Raw genomic sequence first — 18303 nt, forward strand, 5'->3', positions numbered from 1 at the left:
TCGGCAACCTCTACAACGACCGCGCGATGAGTGACTTCATCACTTCGTTCGCACCTGCGTAGATCCGCTGGACGCGTGCGTCCTCGTACATCCGCGCGATCAGATACTCGCGCATGTACCCGTAGCCACCGTGCAGCTGCACGCACCGGTCGATCACTTCGCACTGCTTGTCGGTGAGCCAGTACTTGACCATCGCGGCGTCGGACGCATCCAGCTCCGATCGCAAGTGCTTCTCGATGCAGTAGTCGAGGAACACCCGGCTGGTGCGCGCGATGGTCTGACACTCGGCGAGTTCGAATGCGGTGTTCTGGAACTCGAACAGACTGTGCCCGAAGGCCTCCCGTGACTTGGTGTAGCGGACGGTCTCCTCGACCGCACGTTCCATCGCGCCTGCGGCCTGCGCGCCGATGATGAGCCGCTCCTGCACGAGTTGCGCCATGAGCTGGCCGAATCCGAGACCTTCGGACTCACCGAGCAGGTTCGATACCGGCACTCGTACATCGACGAACGACAACTCGGAGGTGTCGGCCGCGTGCTGGCCGACCTTGTCGAGCACGCGGCCCACCGTGAACCCCGGGGTGTCACGCAGGTCGACTATGAGCAGCGAGACGCCTTTGGCGCCTGCTTTCGGATCGGTTTTGACGGCGAGGACGATCACGTCCGCCGAGGAGCCGTTCGTGATGAACGTCTTGCTGCCGTTGACGACGTAGTGGTCGCCGTCGCGGATCGCACTGGTCTTGATCGCCTTGAGGTCGGATCCGGCGGTCGGCTCGGTCATGCCGATCGCGCCGAGGATCTCACCGGTGGCCATTCCCGGCAGCCACGTCTTCTTCTGTTCTTCGGTGCCGTATTCGAGGATGTAATGCGCGACGATGCCGCTGTGCACCGAGACTCCGAATGCGAGATCGCCGGAATAGCCCTGAGCTTCGAATACTGCAAGGTCGTGCGCGAATGTCCCTCCGCCGCCGCCGTATTCTTCGGGCACCGAGCACAGCAACAGCCCCAGCTTGCCCGCCTTGAACCACACCTCACGGTCGATGCGCCGTTGAGCGTCCCACTTCTCGGCATGAGCCATGACTTCGCGCGCGAAGAAGTCGTTCGCGAGGTCGCGCACGGCGCTCACTTCGTCGTCGTACCATGCGGGGACGTGCTTGTTCACCATGGACTGTTCCGATCGTTGTGGCCGAATGTCACCTTCGGTTAGTTGAAGTGACCGAAGGTGACATTCGGCCAATCAGGCAAGGGCGATGGACTATTCCGAACGCAGCTCCCGCTTGAGGAGCTTGCCGCTCTGGTTTCGCGGCAGGGTCTCGACGAACCGAACCGCCTTGGGAACCTTGAACGGCGCCAGACGCTGCTTCACGTGATCGACGAGTTCACTCTCGGTGACGATCTCGCCGTCCTTGAGCACGACCACCGCGGTCACGGCCTCGATCCACTTCTCGTCCGGCATTCCGATCACTGCAACTTCGGCGACCGCGTTGTGCGTGTAGATCGCGTCTTCGACCTCGCGCGAGGCAACCAGAATGCCGCCGGTGTTGATGACATCCTTGATGCGGTCGACCACCGTGATGAATCCTTCGGCGTCGCGCGTGACGAGGTCGCCGGAGTGGAACCATCCGTCGCGGAACGCTTCTGCCGTCGCCTCGGGATTGTCCCAGTAGCCGATGCACAGTTGCGGCGACCGGTACAACACCTCACCCGATTCCCCGTCGGGAACATCGTTGCCCTCGGCATCGACCACGCGGGTCTCGACGAACAGGATCGCCTTCCCGCACGACGACGGACGCTCCTCGTGCTCCTCGGGGCGCAGCACGCACGCAAGCGGGCCGATCTCGGATTGGCCGAAGCAGTTGTAGAAAGCCAGGTCCGGATAGCGCTCGCGCAATCGGTTGAGCACCGTGACAGGCATGATCGACGCACCGTACTGAGCCTTGCGCAGCGACGACAGGTCGCGGGTATCGAGGTCGGGGTGGTTGGCGAGCGGCACCCACACGGTCGGTGCGAGGAACAGCGACCCGATCGATTCTTCCTCCACCAGGCGCAGCACCTGCGGAATGTCGGGGGCAGGCAACAAGCGGATCGTTGCGCCGATCGCGAGATACGGGAGCATGAACACGTGCATCGCCGCCGAATGGTAGAGCGGCATGCAGATGAGCGGATTGTCGTCGGCTGCGAGATCGAGCGCGACGATCGACGAGGTGTATTCGAACACGAGCGCGCGATGAGTCATCATGGCGCCCTTGGGCTTCGATGTGGTGCCCGAGGTGTAGAGGAGCTGCACGAGATCGGTGTCGGTCGCGGCAGAATCGACAGCGGGGACGTCGCCGGTTTCAGCGATGGCGAGGAGTGACCCGTCTTCGTCGCGCAGGGGCAGGACGATCTCGGCAGGCACATCCGAGCGCACCGCGTCGATGTTCTCCCGGAGCGCCGGGTCGACGAGTATCGCCCGCGCACCCGACTGCCCGAGCAGATAGACCAGCTCTTCACCGCGGAGCGCGTAGTTGATCGGCACGTGCACGAGCCCTGCACGCGCGACGGCGAGGTACCCGATGACGTAGGCGTCGGAATTGGTGCCGTATGCAGCAACCCGATCGCCCGGGCCGAGACCGAGCGACAGCAGGTGTGCAGCAGCGCGGGACACTGCGTCGTCGAGTTCGCGGTAGGTGACGGTGCGGGCCTCGAACCGCAATGCGACACGATCGGGGAAGCGTCCGGCAGAGCGGCGGACGATGGCATCGACAGTGCTCGAGCGAGGATCGGGACTCATATCGACGAGGTTATAGGGCGTCCAACAATCGGTCCAGACCCAGGATCGACCGGGTGCCGAAGCCTCTCAACGGCCCTGCCACACCGGGGTCCGCTTCTCCACGAAGGCAGTCATGCCTTCCTGCGCATCGCAGATCATCGCGTTCTGGGCCATCGTCTCGCCCATCGCCTCGTACGCTTCGTCCTGGGGCAGATCGATCTGGCGATAGAACGCCTCCTTGCCGATCTTGACCGTCGCGGGAGAGGCACCGACGATCTTCGCCGCCAACGTCGCCGTCTCGATCTCCAGTTCTTCCGGGTCGACGACGAAGTTCACCAGACCCCAGTCTGCGGCGGTGTGCGCATTGATCGTTTCGCCCGTAAGCAACATCTGCAGCGCACGCTTGCGCCCGATCGCGCGGCTCACCGCCACCATCGGCGTCGAGCAGAAGAGTCCGATCTTCACACCCGGCGTACCGAACACCGCGGCGGACGACGCAATTGCGAGATCGCATGCCGCTACCAGCTGACACCCCGCCGCGACCGCCGTGCCCTGCACCGAGGCGATCACGGGCTGCGGGATCGCCTGCACCGTCTGCATCATCTCGGTGCAGGTATCGAACACGGCCCGCTCCTCGTCGAGGGTGCGGCCGATCATCTCGCGCAGGTTGTGTCCGGCCGAGAACACCGGCCCCTCCGCCCGGATCACGATCACCCGGACCGCGGGCTCCGCGGACAGCGCCTTCAGCCCCAGCGTCACCTCCCGCATGACAGCGACCGACAATGGATTGCGCTGGTCGGGCCGGTTGAGGGTGAGCACACCGATCTCGGCGGTTTCGTCGACCGCGATGAGCACGGACGCGGGCATGGACTCGTCGGCGGAGCGGCCGTTCGCGTGGTGATCCGTCACAGTCCCCTTACTACACCACCGCGCCGATCCGGGCAGGTGGACGACCCAGAAGCCCGTGTAACTGCGCGCTACCGGCAACGAATCCGTGCCGGTCGTAGAAGTCGAACATCGCGGCCAGGCGTGCACGTGCGTCGTCTGTGAGTCCGCGCCCGTGCCGCTCCATCCATTCGGCCACCGGCACCTGCGAGACCATCACCGGCCCACGCGCTCGACGACACAACTGCCGAACGCTGAGCGACTCCGGACCACCGAGCTCATAGGTAGCACCGTGGTGGACGTCGGCGCCCTCGCCGAGGACACGGGCGGCAACCGATGCGACGTCTGCGAGTGCGACGAACGAGAACCGTGCATCCGGGTCGTACGGCACCTCGAGTGTGCGCACCGACCCTTCGAGCACCGCGGCGAAGTTCTCCGCGTACGCGCACGGTTGCAACACCGTCCACCGCACGCCGCCGAACGTATGCAGTTCGTCCTCGCATCGTGCCTTGTCCAGATGGTGCGGCATCCCGGGCGAATACGGCCACGCAACGGAGTGATAGACGACGTGGTCGACACCCTCCTCCACAGCAGCCGCGAGCACCCGGCGCAACAACGCCGGCTCATCGGGATGCACGTTGGGGGCGATGAAATACACACCACTGCATCCCGAAAGGGCCTCGCCGAGACCGGCTCCGGTCTCGAGGTCGACGGCCCGATCGCCCGCCCGCCGGGCGGTATGCACCACCCGGCGAACAGAAGCCTTCCCCTCGAGTGCCGCCACGACGGCGGCTCCCGTCTTCCCGGCGGCGCCGATCACTGCAAGATCAGCGCCGCCGGACATGAAGGCAACCACGAGTCAGTTCCCGATGAAGTCGTACTCGGCGAACTTGGCTCCCCCGGAGAGCCTTTCGTAACCGGGACCACGATCGAAGAACGGCTCCTCCGCAGCGCGCTCCGAGCGCATCTGCTCGCGCAATGCCTCGGTTGCCGAGATGTCCGCGACCGGCGCGTCGACGGGGGCATCCTTGAGGACGACACCGTAATCGGCACGCGCTCCGTCTACCGACACCTTGCGCCACAGCACATCTCGTACCACCTCGTCAACGGGCCGGTCGAGCGGGTCGCCCCAGCCGCCGCCACCAGTGGTGCGAATCCGGACCACTTCGCCTGCCTTGATGGGCTCGGCGTCGGTGAGCGCGTCGAATTCGCGTTCGTCGGGGGTGCCAGGATTCAGCACCACCGAGAACGGTCGCCCCGCCTTACCGCCCTTGACTCCCCAGCACGACAGAATCGATCGGTCGGCGATGGACATGAAGTGCGCGTCCTTGAGCATCCGGATGTGCTTCTCGTATCCCAGGCCGCCGCGGTACCGACCCGCTCCACCGGAATCGACGGCCAGACCCAGCTTTTCGACGATGAATGGGAACCGGCTCTCGGTGAACTCCGTCGGCAGATTGCGCGAGTCGGGAACCACATGGATGGTGTCCTCGCCGTCCGCGTAGTTGCGTCCACCGGAGCCACCGCCCAGTACCTCACGCATGAGGTACGAGTGGCCCTCGAAGTCCTCGCCGTACACACCGGTGTATCGGATGGTCTCCTGGTCGGCGGGCATGTTGCCGTCGACGGCCTTCGCAACCACCCCGGCCAGCACACCGAGCAGACGCAGGATCACGAATGTGCGGGCATTGGTAGGCGCCGGGAAGATCGGCGTGATGAGCGTGCCCTTTTCGGGGAACTTCATCTCGATCAACGGCACGACGCCCTCGTTGACGTCGAGTTCGGCCATGCGTTCCGGGGTGTCCGCCAGATTGCGGAGGATCGGGGCCAGCCACTTGATGAGGAAGTTGCCGTCGGCGTAGTCGCCGCAGTGGTTGATCGGTCCCTTGGCCTGCGGGCCGGTGCCGTTGAAGTCGAGGATCAGGCGTTCCCCGCCCTCGTCCTCCGGCCCCGTCTTCGTCAGGGTGATCCGCTGAACGTGCAGCATGGGTTCGTCCACGCCGTCGTGCTCGGCGTAGTCCTCCCAGGTGTATTCACCCTTCGGGATCTTGCTGAGGATCTCGCGACGGTAGGTCTCCGTAGTGGCGTCCATCATCGCGTCGAAGCAGGACTCGACGGTCTCCACGCCGTACCGCTCGAACAGTTCCGTGAGACGCCGCGCACCCATGAGGCACGCGGAGCATTCGGCGTCGAGGTCCGCGGCCAGCGCGTCGGGTGTCCGCGAGTTGCGGGTCATGATGCGCAGCGCTGCCTCGTTGGGAACACCCTGGTCCCACAACTTGATCGGCGGAACCATCAGGCCCTCTTCGAACACCGTGGTCGCACCCGACGGCATCGATCCCGGGCAGCAACCACCGATGTCGTCGTGGTGGCCGAACGCCTGCACGAACGCAACGACCGTCGGTTCCGTTTCACCGGGGCGGGTTGCGAACACCGGCACCGTGACGCACAGGTCCGGCAGATGGCCGATGCCACCTTCGGACAGGTAGACGTCGTTGTGGAAGAACACGTCGCCGGGCTTCATGGTGTCGAGCGGGAAGTCGCGCGCGACGGGGTGCACGAGCGCCGAATACGAACGGCCGGTGAGCTTGCGGAGGTTCCGGTCGTGGATTCCTGCGCGGAAATCGTGGGCGTCGCGGATCATCGGCGACCGTGAGGTCCGCGAGATGGAGGTCTCCACTTCCATCTCGACACTCGCGAGGTAGCCGGCGACGATCTCCACGAGCACCGGATCGGGTGCTGCTCCCCCGGCGTCGGTCAGCCGATAGGGTTTCGCCGCCTGGGCTGCGGCGGAATCGAGGATCGCGGTCATCGGTTCGCTCCGTTCGAGTCGGACGTCTTGGTGATGCGGATGTTCCCGAACGCGTCGACGCGCGCGCGGAATCCGGGGTGGACGGGAATGGTGGAGCTGAACTCCTCGATCACGGCGGGCCCGTCCAGCTCGTCGCCTGCACCGAGCAGGGTCCGGTCGTACACCTCGGTGGTGACCCACTCGTCGAAGTACGCCTCGCGGGTGCCGGTGATCGCGACGTCGGCGCCGCGGCCTGCGGCGATCTCCTTCAATTCGGGACGCTTGATGGGCCCGATACCACTGACCCGGAGATTGACCCACTCCACATGCTGGTGCGGATCGCCACAGAAGTCGTATCCGTAGAGTTCCCGGTGGGCCTCGTGGAACCGTGCGGCTGCCTCGTCCATCAGCTCCTGGGTGACCGGCCCGTCGCCGAGCGGTACTCGCACCTCGAAGGCCTGTCCGAGGTACCGGAGGTCTGCCGAGCGTGCGTAGCGACGCTCGTCGGGAGCGAAACCTTCATCGGCGAGCGCGCGCTCGGCTTCCACCGCGAGCGCGTCGAGTCCGGTCTGCAGCTCGGCGACCTGCAACCGGTCGTGCCTGCTCACGTGCGTCTGCACGTAGTCGTTGCGGACGTCGACAGTGAGCAGGCCGAACGCCGAGACGTTGCCGGGATTGAGCGGGACCAGGACATCCTTGAGACCGAGGATGTCGATGAGCCGGCACGCGAGCAACGAGCCGGAACCGCCGAAGGTGACGAGCGTGAAGTCTCGGACGTCGAGCCCCCGCTTGACGGTGACCTGCCGCAACGCATTGGCCTGGTTCCACGCCGATACTTCGAGGATGCCCGTGGCGCAGGCTTCGAATTCGAGCCCAAGCCGGTGGGCGAGCTCTTCGACACCCTTGCGGGCGAGTTCGGTGTCGAGGGGGATCTCGCCGCCGAGCAGGTGGGGCGGAATGCGGCCGAGCAGCACGTGCGCGTCGGTGATGGTCGGCTCGTCGCCACCTTTTCCGTAGCACAACGGGCCGGGATCGGCGCCTGCCGACTGCGGGCCCACACGGAGGGTGCCTTCCGGAGTCATCCACGCGATCGAACCGCCACCGGCACCGACGGTGACCACGTCGATCATCGGGATCTTCGACGGGTACACGCCGACCCGGCCCTCGGTGGTCAGAGCGGGCTCGCCGCCGACCACCACGGTGACGTCGGTGGAGGTGCCGCCGCCATCGCATGTGAGCACCTGATCGACTCCCGCGACACCCGCGATGAGCGCCGCTCCGAGCGCACCGGCAGCGGGACCGGACAGGACGGTTGTGATCGGCTGATTCACAACCTCTTTCGCCGACAGCACACCGCCATTCGACTTCATCACGTAGAACGGAATGTCGCGTGATTCGCCGTCGAGCGAGGAGAACTCGCGCAGGCGATTCGCGATGTTGCCGACGTAGCTGCGGATATTGGGCTTGACGGAGGCATCGACAAGCGTCGTGATGGACCGCTCGTACTCACGGTACTCGCGCAGCACCTCGCTCGAGATGCTCACCGTCGCCTCGGGATACTCGTCGAGCAGAATTTCCTGAACGCGGCGCTCGTGGTCCGGGTTCGCGTACGAGTGCATCAGGCACACGCCGATGGTGCGCACATCGCTCTCCCGGAAGAACCGGGCCGCGGCACGGACATCGTCCTCGTCGAGCGGACGGATCTCCTTGCCTTCGAAGTTGAGTCGACCTCCGACGGTCTTGACCCGGTCGGCAGGCACGATGCGGTCGGGCTTGACCCAGAAATAAGAGTTGCCGTAGCCGTCGGGGACGGACTGGCGGGCGATCTCGAGTACGTGTTCGTAGCCCTCGGTAGTGATGAATCCGAGGTGGCCGACCTTGCCTTCGAGCAGCTTGTTGGTCGCAACGGTGGTGCCGTGGCTGACGGCTCCGATCGCGTCGCCGGTCTCGCCGAGTTTCGCGAGCACCTTCTCGATGCCGGCGAGAAATCCCACCGCCGGGTCTGCCGGGGTCGACGGGGTTTTCGTCGTGACGATCGCACCGGACTCGTCGTCCACTGCCACGATGTCGGTGAATGTTCCGCCGGTATCGATACCGACCCGAATCTTCCTGGATCCCACGCTTCCTCCTGGGTTCGTCTCGCCGGTTCTTCCCTGACGCTTGTTGCCATTCCACCCGCTGCGCGACGCTGTTTCTTTGTCACATTTCGCCGAACTCTCTCCGGATTGTTGGGGGTTCTGCATCGGCCGCGGTACAGACGACGTCACCCCGGGCCAGCAGGCCCGGGGTGCCGATTTCCGTTCGTGTCGCGCAGCCCTACCTTCGGGCGAGAATCCCGCCCAGCACGACACCGGCGAGCGCGATACCCGCACCCACCGCGGCCGAGACCAGGACAGTGGCAACCGGCATACCGGCAGCCGTGTGCTCCGACGCGGCAGCCACCGGCATCGGGGCGCCCCCGGCCGCGGCAACCACCGCTCCTACGCTCTCGGCGCCTGCGCTCACGGTTCCGGCGGGCGCGGTATCGGCAACGGATCCGCCCGCTGCGGGTTCCGGGATGCCGTTGGCGATCACTCCGTCGATGCCGTTGAAGAACACCCCCGCCATCTTCTTCGCGACACCGGTGATCATCCGCTGGCCCACGCCACCGACCATGCCGCCCACGACTGCATCGGCGTCGTAACTCAGGACGGTGCCGCCGTCACGCTCTTCGAGTCTGACCGTCACATCGGCCTTGACCGTTCCCGGCGCACCCGAACCCGATGCGGTCATCACGAACGAGTCGGGCCTGTTCTGCTGGGAAAGAACGACTTCACCGTCGTAGGTGCCTTTGATCGACGCCACCCCCGCGGTGATGGACAGCTTGTAGTGGTTGTCGCTGACCTGTTCGAGCGACTGCACACCGGGGATGGTGGCCGCGAGAACACGGCCGTCCTGCAGGCTGTCGTACACGACCTCCGGCGGTGCCAGCAGTTGCGCGGTACCGGCGATTCTCATTCGTTCTCCTTGCTCCGGGTTGCCGCGTGAGTCAGACGCAGCTCGAACAACTCCGAGGGGGAAATCGGCATGGACGTGATCGGGATGCCCTCCGCGTCCTCGATCGCGGCGGCGATGACGGCCGACGTCGGGATCACGCCCGCTTCCCCCGCGCCCTTCATTCCGAGGGGGTTGAGTGCGGACGGAGTCACCGTGTGATCCATCTCGAGTGAGTCCGGCATCTCGGTGACGAACGGCATCAGGAAGTCCATGTAGGACGCGTTGAGCATCTGGCCGTGCTCGTCGTAGACGATCCGCTCGTACAGTGCGCCGCCGATGCCCTGGGCCACTGCACCGATCACCTGGCCTTCGACGATCCGTGGGTTGATCACGTTGCCGCAGTCGTGCACCACCGCATACTTCCGCACATGGATCTCCGCGGTGACGGGGTCGGTTTCGACGATCGCCGCGTGTATACCCGACGCGAACGTCGAGGTGGGCGGCGAATAGTATCCGGTGGCCTCGAGTCCGGGCTGCTCTCCTTCGCGGACGGGTGGCACCGTCATATCGGTATCGGCCTTGGCGAAACCTGTTGCCTGCCGGGAAGCGTCGTCGAACGCGTAACGCAACGGATTGGACAGCACCGCGACGACTCCGAGCGGGATCGATGTGCCCTCCGCCCCGGGTTCGGTGCCGAGGACGCACACGTGCCCGCCGCGCAGCTCGAGATTCGCAGGGTCGATGTGCAAGTGCTCGGCGGCGATCTTCTTCGCCTTCTCGGCAACCATCTGTGCCGCCACGTGGAACGCCGAGCCGGACATCACCGCGCCGCGCGACGCGAAAGTGCCTACCGCATATCCGAACCGGCGAGTATCACCGGTCACGATCTCGACATCCGACACGGCAACGCCGAGATCGTCGGCGACGATCTGCGCGAACGACGTCTGGTGACCCTGGCCTTGGGTGGTCAGGCCGGTCGCAGCCTTCACCTTGCCCGACGTCTCGACGAGCACATGCGCGCCCTCGTACGGCCCGGGGCCGGTTCCTTCGACGTAGGCGCCGATACCGATTCCGACGGTGCGTCCTTCGGTCTTCGCCTGCAACTTGTACTCGGCGAAACCGTCCCAGTCGATGAGTTCCTTGAGCTTGTCGATGCCGGCCTGGTAGTTGCCGGTGTCGTAGATGAGCGGGCGACCGTCCTGGAAGGTGAGGTGGAAGTCGTACGGCATCTCCTCGGGCCGGATGAGGTTGGCCTCCCGCACCGCGATGACGTCCTTGCCCAGGTACTTCGCGATCGCATCCATCGATCGTTCCATCGCGAACACACCCTGCGGCCGGCCTGCACCTCGATACGGAGTGACGATGACGGTATTGGTGTACAGCGAATAGGCATCCACCCGGAACGATTTCGGCTTGTACGGGCCGAGCACCTGAGTGGAGGTGTTGAGGATCACGATGATGCCGTACGGCAGGTAGGCGCCGTTGTCGTGCCAGATGGAGAAATCGAAGGCCAGCAGCCGTCCCTCGTCATCGAACCCGACGGTGACCTCGTGCAGCTGTCCGCGCTCGTGCGCGCTCGAGATGAAGTGTTCACGACGGTCTTCGACCCATTTCACCTCGTTGGAGATGCCTGCCTGGCCGAGCCTGCGAGCAGCCCACGTCACCATCACTTCTTCGGGCCACGGGTGCACGATCTTCACGCCGAAGCCGCCGCCGACGTCGGGGGCGATGCAATGCACCTTGTTGTGCGCCATGCCGAGCCGCGCGGCGATCGCGGCGCGTGCGGAAGTCGAAGTCTGTGTGGAAGTCCAGAAGGTCAGGGTCTTCTCGTCGTCGTCCCAGCGCGCGTAGACACCTTTGCCTTCCATGGGCATCGAGGCGGACCGCTCGATCTCGAGGTTCAGCGTCAGACGGTGCGGTGCGGCCGCGAGTTCTGCGTCGACGTCGCCGAATCCGTGTTGCAGGTGTGCGGCGACGTTGTCGGGCACATCGGGGTGGACGCTGCGCTCGGCGCGGCGGGACACGTCGATGCCCACGACCTCGGGCAGTGTCTCGTAGGTGACGTCGATGAGGGCGCACGCGTCCTCTGCGATGTATCGGTTGTCGGCGACCACCATGGCGATGGCTTCGCCGACATGATTGACTTCGTCCTTCGCGAGCGGATACCCGTTGCGAGGGGCGGTGATCGCCGGATGCGGAATCAGCAGCGGCAGATTCTCCGCCATCTGCGGTCCGTCGTCGACGAGATCGTCGTATGTGTAGATAGCGTGCACCCCGGGCACCTCGAGGGCTGCGTCGATGTCGATGCCGGTGATACGGGCATGGGCGTGCGGTGATCTGACGAACGCGGCGATGAGGGCGCCTCGCCCCAGGTCGTCGAGGTACCGGCCCTCGCCGCTGAGCAGTCTGCGGTCCTCGCTGCGCGGGATCGGGGTGCCGAACGACCTACCCGACTCCCCGACACTGTCGACGCCGTGCGGCGCCAGCTCCGGGGCCGTGCCGGTCGAAGCGTCGGTGGTGCTCGTCATGCTCGTCCTGCCTTTCCACCTACCGGGCCGGTGGTGCCGCGGACCTTGTCGTCGAGTGACGCGCGCGCCGCGTCGTCGTCGGGTCCGAGCGGTGAGCCGCCTGCGCGTTCCCTGGTGATCTCCGCGGCGCGCAGCACCGCTGCCCGAATGTTCTGGTATCCCGTGCACCGGCAGAGGTTGCCCGCGATCGCCTCGGTCGCCTCTTCCCGGGTGGGCGAGGGATTCTCCTCGAGGTACGCGGCGATGGTGGTGACGAAACCCGGTGTGCAGAAGCCGCATTGCAGACCGTGGCAGTCGATGAATGCCTGTTGCACGGGGTGCAGCGTGCCGTCGGGTTCGACGAGTCCTTCGACCGTCGTCACCGAACGCCCTTCGAGGCTCGCCGCGAACACGAGGCACGAGCGCACGGGCTTGCCGTCGAGCAGGACCGTGCACGCTCCGCACACGCCGTGCTCGCATCCGACGTGGGTGCCGGTCTGGCGCAGGTGGTGCCGGATCGCGTCGGAGGCGAGCGTCCGTGACGGCAGCACCACCGTCTGTGTCACCGAGTTCAGCGTGAACGTCACCGCGACGTGTTGTTCGCCGGTCTCGGCCTCCAGCTCGCTCACCTGTTCGTCGAGTGTGCGTTCCGGCGCGCGGCCTCGGCTTCCACGCGGCATCGTGCTCGTCATGACATTCCTCCTGTCGGCATCGGCATTCTGATCCCGTCGTGTGCGGCGTCCTGTGCGGCGGCGAAGCCGACTCGTGCGGTCAGTGCCGCGACCAGCTGCGACCGGTAGCGGGCGGTCGCGTGGATATCGGCGTCGGTCTCGACGTTCTCGCGTGCGACCTCCGCGAGTTGCTGCCACTGGGGATCGCGGTCGTCCGTTGCCGATGCTCCGCTCAGGGCGTCGCTGTAGTCGACGACCTGCCCGAGTTCCCCGGCGGACACATAGGTCATCCGAGCGCCCACGACGAGGCCGTCTTCGACCTTCACCTGTGCCACCACCCCGACGAGGGCGTAATCGCCGTGGCGGCGGGCGATCTCGTCGATCGCGGTGCCGACGCCGGGGCGGGCAGATGGCACCGTGACGCTTGTCGCGATCTCGTCGGGCTCGAGAGTGGATTCGAGCGGACCGGCGAACAGGGCGTCGGCCTCGATCTCCCGGACCCCGCGCACCGATCGTGCCGTGAGTGTGCCACCCAGCAACGCCAGCACGGCCGGCATCTCCGCGGAAGGATCGGCGTGGACGATGGACCCCACCGTGGTGCCGCGGTTACGGATGGTCGGGTGCGCAACCAGCCGCAGTGCCCGGCCGAGGAGCGGCTGGACTGCCGCCGCCCCCGGGTCGGATTCGAGCACGCTGTGTGTCGCCAGGGCGTCGAACGTGACACCGAGCTCCGGCGAAGCCGTCACCGCGGCGAAGCGCGGTATGGACCCGATGTCCACGACGTGTGCGGGCGCGGCGAGCCGCATCGACAGCAGCGGAACCAGCGACTGACCACCGGCGAGCACCTTGCCCTCAGGGGCAACCCGCGCAAGGATTTCGCAGGCCTCGTCGATCGACCGGGGCCGGTGATAAGTGAGTGGCGACGGTTTCATTCTGTAGATCCTGCCCGCATCGTGTGATCGGTGTGTCGTGAAGAAGTGACAACGCTCACGCTCTCGCTCTGTCAAAAGTAATAGTGGTCACGCCGGCTGTTCGACTCGGCTCCTCGCGGTGCCGCCGTCCGGATCTGCGTCCGGTTCGCGATGCAGGCCCATACCGTCATCGGTGTCATCCGGGTTGTCCTTCGGCGCGATCGCGCGGCACACGTGGTAGAGCACGATGACGACGATGGTGCCGAGCGCGATGCCGCTGAGCGAGAAGGTGTCGGTGAACTGCAGTGACGTGTCGCCGATCGCGATGATCAGGCCCGCGGCGACGGGCATGAGGTTGATCGGATTACCGAAGTCCACGCCGTTCTCCTTCCAGATCTTGGCGCCGAGCAGGCCGATGATGCCGTAGAGAACGACGGTGATACCGCCCAGTACTCCACCCGGTGTCGCCGAGATGACGGCACCGAACTTCGGGGAGAACCCGAGCAGCAGCGCGATCACGCCTGCCGCGGCGTAGGCGGCGGTCGAGTACACCCTCGTCGCTGCCATGACACCGATGTTCTCCGCATAGGTGGTGGTCGGCGAGCCGCCGACGCCCGTGGCCATGGCGGTGGCGAGGCCGTCCGCGGCGAGCGCGCGCCCCATCATCGGATCGAGGTCGGTCTTCGTGATCTCCGCGACGGCCTTGACGTGGCCGGCGTTCTCCGCGATCAGGGCGATCACCCCGGGCAGGACGAGCACGATGAACGTGAGGCTGAACGACGGCGCGTGGATGCCGACGATGCCGTTCGCTTCGTCGGTGAACGGCGGCAGCCCGAACCACGATGCCGACGCGACACCGTCCCAGTTGACCCGGAAGTGCTCGGTCACCGCGTCAGCAGTCGCGTCGTACGAGGTGATCGGTCCGGTGACCAGGTCGAGCACCCACGACAGCGCGTAGCCGAACAGCAACGACAGGAAGATCGCGACCCGGCCGAGGAAACCGCGGAGGACGACGCTGGAAATGACGAGCACGATCATCACGATCAGCGCCACCCACTGATCCTGCGGCCAATAAGTGCCCGCCACGACCGGAGCCAGATTGAATCCGATGAGCATGACGACCGCGCCGGTGACGACCGGCGGCAGAACCTTGAACACCACCGAACCACCGAGGAAGTGGATCGCGACGCCGATCGCCGCGAGCACCAGACCCGACACCATGATCGCGCCCGTGACTTCCGCACTGGTGCCGCCCTGCGCGTGGATCGCCGCGATGCCGCCGACGAATGCCGCCGAGGTCCCGAGATAGCTGGGGATGCGGCCCTTGACGACGAGCAGGAAGAACAACGTACAGAACCCTGAAAGCATCACCGCAAGCTGCGGATTGAGGCCCATGATGATCGGGAAGACGAAGGTGGCACCGAACATCGACACCACGTGCTGACCGCCGAGCCCGATGGTGCGGCCCCAGCTCAGCCTTTCGTTCGGTGCGACCACCCCTCCCGGTTCGATGGTCTTTCCGTCTCCGTGCAACGTCCATATGGCCATGGCGGACCTTTCAGGCAGAGTGTGGTGCCAAGAGAGTCGACGTGGATTGTTACGGTTGTGTTGCCGCTCACACATGCACCCGGATAGGCGCAAACGTTAATTGAGTGGGGACGTTCGAGGATGGGAACAATCTGCCAGTGCGGGACGGCAGATATTGGCAATATCAGGAATTGATCCCGCGCATCGCGATGATCTTGAGGGCGAGCGAGAGGTCGAGACGCAGCTCGGGATGCGCGGTGAACGGGCCCAACATCTTCTCGAGCTTCGCGACCCGATAGCGTAACGTGTTGTAATGAAAATGTAACTGGCGCGCGGTTTCTGCGATGTTGATGTTCGTCGCGAGCAACACTTCGAGGGTGCGACGCATGTCCTGCGCTTCTGCGGTTTCGTCGGTGAGGTCTTTGAGCGTCTCCCGCGCGAACGACTCGAGTTCGTCGGTGTCCTCGACGAGACTGAGCAGCCGATACACACCGAGATCGTCGAAGTGGGTGACGGCCCACGCCCCGGTTATCTTGCGCCCCACCTCGAGCGCGGTCCTGGCCTGGCTGTAGAGCGCGGGCAGGTCGACGGTCGACGACGCCGCCCGCGAGACCCCCACTCCGAACGGCAGACGACCACCGCCTCCGGCGCCGCGCACCTGGGCGACGAGTTCGTGGACGAGCGTCATGGTGTCGCTGCTTTCGCCCATGACGATCACGATCTCCGTCGCGAGCGCGGTCACGGCCGCTCCTGGATCACGTCCGGCGACAGCGCCGACGAAGGCCCTCGCCTGCCGCTCGATGACAGGCAGGCGCGCGGGCGCAGTCGGCGCATCGTCGTCCAGGACGTCCGGTTCGACCGCGACCACCACGATGTTCCGGTCGAGATTCCAGCCGAACATCTGCGCGTGCACGATGACCTGCTCGGGGTCGCCACCGCGCCCGCGCAACAAGTCGCGGACGAAGTTGGCGCGGTGTTTCTCCTCGACTGCGGAGACCGCCAGTTCCCTGCTCACCACAAGCGCACATACCGTCGCGGCCTGCTCGACGAGGTACAGATCCTCACACGCGAGAGTGCGTCCCGGACAGAACAGTACGAGACGGCCGTGGTCGATGCCGTTCGCCGAAATCGCTGCGATCGCCACGTACTCGTCGTCGAAGCGGTGCAACCCGAGCCCGCCGTCGAGGGCATCCGTGCGGACCCGGCCCGTCGAGTCCAGGGCAGCGGTCGACGCCAGCCAGCAGAAGTCCGCGTCGGCTCCGGCACGACAGGTCTGGCGGCCGTCCGGCGTGGTGATCAGTACCGCACCGCCGAGCCTCTGCGCGACAGCGTCGGCAAGCGCCTTGTATCCCCCGCCCGCCATCACGATCTCGAGGAGCCCTCGGCGCAGATGATCGGCTCTCAGGACGGAATCGACCTGCGTTTTCGCCATCTCCGCGAGGCCCTGAGCGAACTCGTGTCCGGCGACGATGTCATCGGAGGTCGTCACGATCGGAAAGGCGACCTCATCCGCGATGCCGCCCGGAAGCTCACAGCCTTCGTCGAGCCGAACCACGAGGCCTGCGATCTTGTTCCGACCCAACCGCGCCGTGAAATCGCCGATCGTTCCTGAGAGGCGCGCGAGCACCGTGGTCGAGGTGACGAGAAGCTGGTTCGGACGCAACCACGGCCCGATCTCCGGAAGCATCATCACGGCGACGGCGGTGATGTCGCGTGCGGTCGCCGGGTCGCCCGCGATCACCGTCGGGTCGACCAGTAGTCCCGATGCAACGACGTCGGCGAACGAAGGGGAGTCGACGGTCGTCCGATGGGCGCCGGAGTCGCCGTTCTGGGAGGCATTCGTCTTCCGCACCATCACAGCAACACCCGCTCACCTGCCAGTCGTCCATCCCGCCGGGCGCGAGACCATGACCATAGATTCCCCGGGACGGAGCCGTCAACACCGACACCCGACAAGAGCGTGGTCGATCCTCGACGTTAGACGCCGACCTTCGGAACACCAGCCACAGATTGCGCCGAAATCGTACGCACCCACTTGTACATTGTCGCCGTCGCGGTGAGGCATCCCTCTCGACCATCGTCGTGACGATGAAGCCTCTACTCCACGGCGTCCGCGTTCTCGATCTGTCCCGAGCCCTCGCCGGCCCCCTGTGCACGTCACTGCTCGCCGACTTCGGCGCCGACATCATCAAGGTCGAATCCATCAGCGGGGGCGACAGTTCGCGCCAATGGCCTCCGTTCGACGGATCCGACAGCCTGTACTTCGCATCGGTGAACCGGAGCAAACGCTCTGTCGCGCTCGACATGCGGTCCGACGAAGGGCGTGAACTGCTGCGCCGTATGGCTTCCGAGGTCGATGTGGTCGTCGAGAACTTCCGGCCCGGAGTCCTTGCCGCGATGGGGCTCGACCAGGAATCACTTCGACGCGACAACCCCGGCGTGATCGTGATGAGCGTCAGCGGCTTCGGGCCCACCGGACCCGACCAGTTCGCGCCGGGACTCGATCAGGTCGCGCAGGGCATGTCAGGACTCATGTCCGTCACCGGCGCAGGTGACAACACACCCATGCGAGTGGGCATACCCATCATCGATACGGTGTCGGGAATCTATGCGGCACTGGGTATCACAGCCGCGCTCGTCGCTCGGTCGCGCGACGGCGAGGGCCACCATGTGCAGACCTCACTGATCGAATCGGCATTGTCGATCATGACCTTCCAGGCGCAGGACTATCTCAGCACGGGAAGGGTTTCCGAAGCCAACGGCAATACCCACCCGACCATCACCCCGTACGGCTGCTTCGACACCGCCGACTATCCGATCATCATCGCAACCGGTTCCGACAAGCATTGGGAAGCTCTCTGCTCGGCACTCGGCGACCCCGATCTCGCGGCGCGCCCCGAGTACGCCACCGGCAAGTCCCGTCTCGAGCACCGCGACAGGCTCACGAAGGAACTTCTCGAACTACTGACACACAGATCGGCAGCCGACTGGGTATCGGCCATGCGGGATGCCGGAATACCCTGTGGTCCCGTTCATTCCGTCGATCAGGCGTTCGCAGATCCGCAAGTGCAGGCACTGAACATGGTTCAGAACGTGTCTACGCCCGACGGTAAGGAACTGCCCCTGATGCGCGGACCGTTCTGGGTCGATTCCGAAACGCTGCCGATTCGGAACGCCCCGCCGATGATCCTGGGGCAAGACACCGACGCGGTGCTCGCCGAGTTCGGGGTCTCCGGTGACCAGCTCGAATCCCTTCACCGATCCGGGGTCATCTGATCCGGAGCCT

Annotated in this window: 13 protein-coding genes; 1 reads left to right on the plus strand and 12 read right to left on the minus strand. The window is 65.5% G+C overall.

Annotated features, from left to right (window positions below; all coding sequences use genetic code 11):
• Positions 1 to 10: 10 nt before the first annotated feature.
• The 12 genes from ACSYG9_RS07400 to ACSYG9_RS07455 all read right to left on the minus strand — a co-directional run bounded on the left by ACSYG9_RS07400 (position 11) and on the right by ACSYG9_RS07455 (position 16872).
• A complete protein-coding gene (locus ACSYG9_RS07400; RefSeq protein WP_440126541.1) occupies positions 11 to 1162 on the minus strand; it encodes an acyl-CoA dehydrogenase family protein in 1152 nt (383 codons plus the stop codon).
• 90 nt (positions 1163 to 1252) lie between these two features.
• Positions 1253 to 2770, minus strand: coding sequence for an acyl-CoA synthetase (locus tag ACSYG9_RS07405; RefSeq protein ID WP_454841873.1), 1518 nt, complete (start codon positions 2768 to 2770; stop codon positions 1253 to 1255).
• Positions 2771 to 2836: 66 nt separating this feature from the next.
• On the minus strand, positions 2837 to 3616 hold the full coding sequence (locus tag ACSYG9_RS07410) for an enoyl-CoA hydratase (RefSeq protein WP_440127583.1): 780 nt from the start codon (positions 3614 to 3616) through the stop codon (positions 2837 to 2839).
• Between the two features lie 52 nt (positions 3617 to 3668).
• Positions 3669 to 4478 carry an NmrA family NAD(P)-binding protein gene (locus tag ACSYG9_RS07415; RefSeq protein WP_454842912.1) on the minus strand — a complete coding sequence of 270 codons (810 nt, stop codon included), beginning with the start codon at positions 4476 to 4478 and terminating at the stop codon, positions 3669 to 3671.
• 15 nt (positions 4479 to 4493) lie between these two features.
• On the minus strand, positions 4494 to 6446 hold the full coding sequence (locus ACSYG9_RS07420; RefSeq protein WP_454841875.1) for a hydantoinase B/oxoprolinase family protein: 1953 nt from the start codon (positions 6444 to 6446) through the stop codon (positions 4494 to 4496).
• Positions 6443 to 8545: a hydantoinase/oxoprolinase family protein gene (locus ACSYG9_RS07425; RefSeq protein WP_454841877.1), complete on the minus strand. Its 2103-nt coding sequence runs from the start codon at positions 8543 to 8545 to the stop codon at positions 6443 to 6445. The genes ACSYG9_RS07420 and ACSYG9_RS07425 overlap by 4 nt, the downstream gene beginning before the upstream one ends.
• A gap of 196 nt (positions 8546 to 8741) precedes the next feature.
• Entirely contained in the window at positions 8742 to 9422 is a 681-nt protein-coding gene (locus ACSYG9_RS07430; protein ID WP_454841879.1) for an SRPBCC family protein, read from the minus strand.
• Positions 9419 to 11929, minus strand: coding sequence for an aerobic carbon-monoxide dehydrogenase large subunit (gene cutA / locus ACSYG9_RS07435; RefSeq protein ID WP_454841881.1), 2511 nt, complete (start codon positions 11927 to 11929; stop codon positions 9419 to 9421). Before cutA ends, ACSYG9_RS07430 begins: the two co-directional genes overlap by 4 nt.
• Entirely contained in the window at positions 11926 to 12600 is a 675-nt protein-coding gene (locus ACSYG9_RS07440) for a 2Fe-2S iron-sulfur cluster-binding protein (protein WP_440126547.1), read from the minus strand. The genes cutA and ACSYG9_RS07440 overlap by 4 nt, the downstream gene beginning before the upstream one ends.
• Entirely contained in the window at positions 12597 to 13511 is a 915-nt protein-coding gene (locus ACSYG9_RS07445) for an FAD binding domain-containing protein (protein ID WP_440126548.1), read from the minus strand. The genes ACSYG9_RS07440 and ACSYG9_RS07445 overlap by 4 nt, the downstream gene beginning before the upstream one ends.
• A gap of 87 nt (positions 13512 to 13598) precedes the next feature.
• On the minus strand, positions 13599 to 15038 hold the full coding sequence (locus ACSYG9_RS07450; RefSeq protein WP_440126549.1) for a solute carrier family 23 protein: 1440 nt from the start codon (positions 15036 to 15038) through the stop codon (positions 13599 to 13601).
• 163 nt (positions 15039 to 15201) lie between these two features.
• Positions 15202 to 16872 carry a helix-turn-helix domain-containing protein gene (locus ACSYG9_RS07455; RefSeq protein WP_454841884.1) on the minus strand — a complete coding sequence of 557 codons (1671 nt, stop codon included), beginning with the start codon at positions 16870 to 16872 and terminating at the stop codon, positions 15202 to 15204.
• A 233-nt stretch (positions 16873 to 17105) separates the two neighbouring features.
• On the opposite strand from ACSYG9_RS07455, the gene ACSYG9_RS07460 reads away from it, so the two are divergent.
• A complete protein-coding gene (locus tag ACSYG9_RS07460) occupies positions 17106 to 18293 on the plus strand; it encodes a CaiB/BaiF CoA transferase family protein (protein ID WP_454841886.1) in 1188 nt (395 codons plus the stop codon).
• Positions 18294 to 18303: the final 10 nt, after the last annotated feature.

Source organism: Rhodococcus sp. SJ-2 (genome assembly GCF_053750035.1).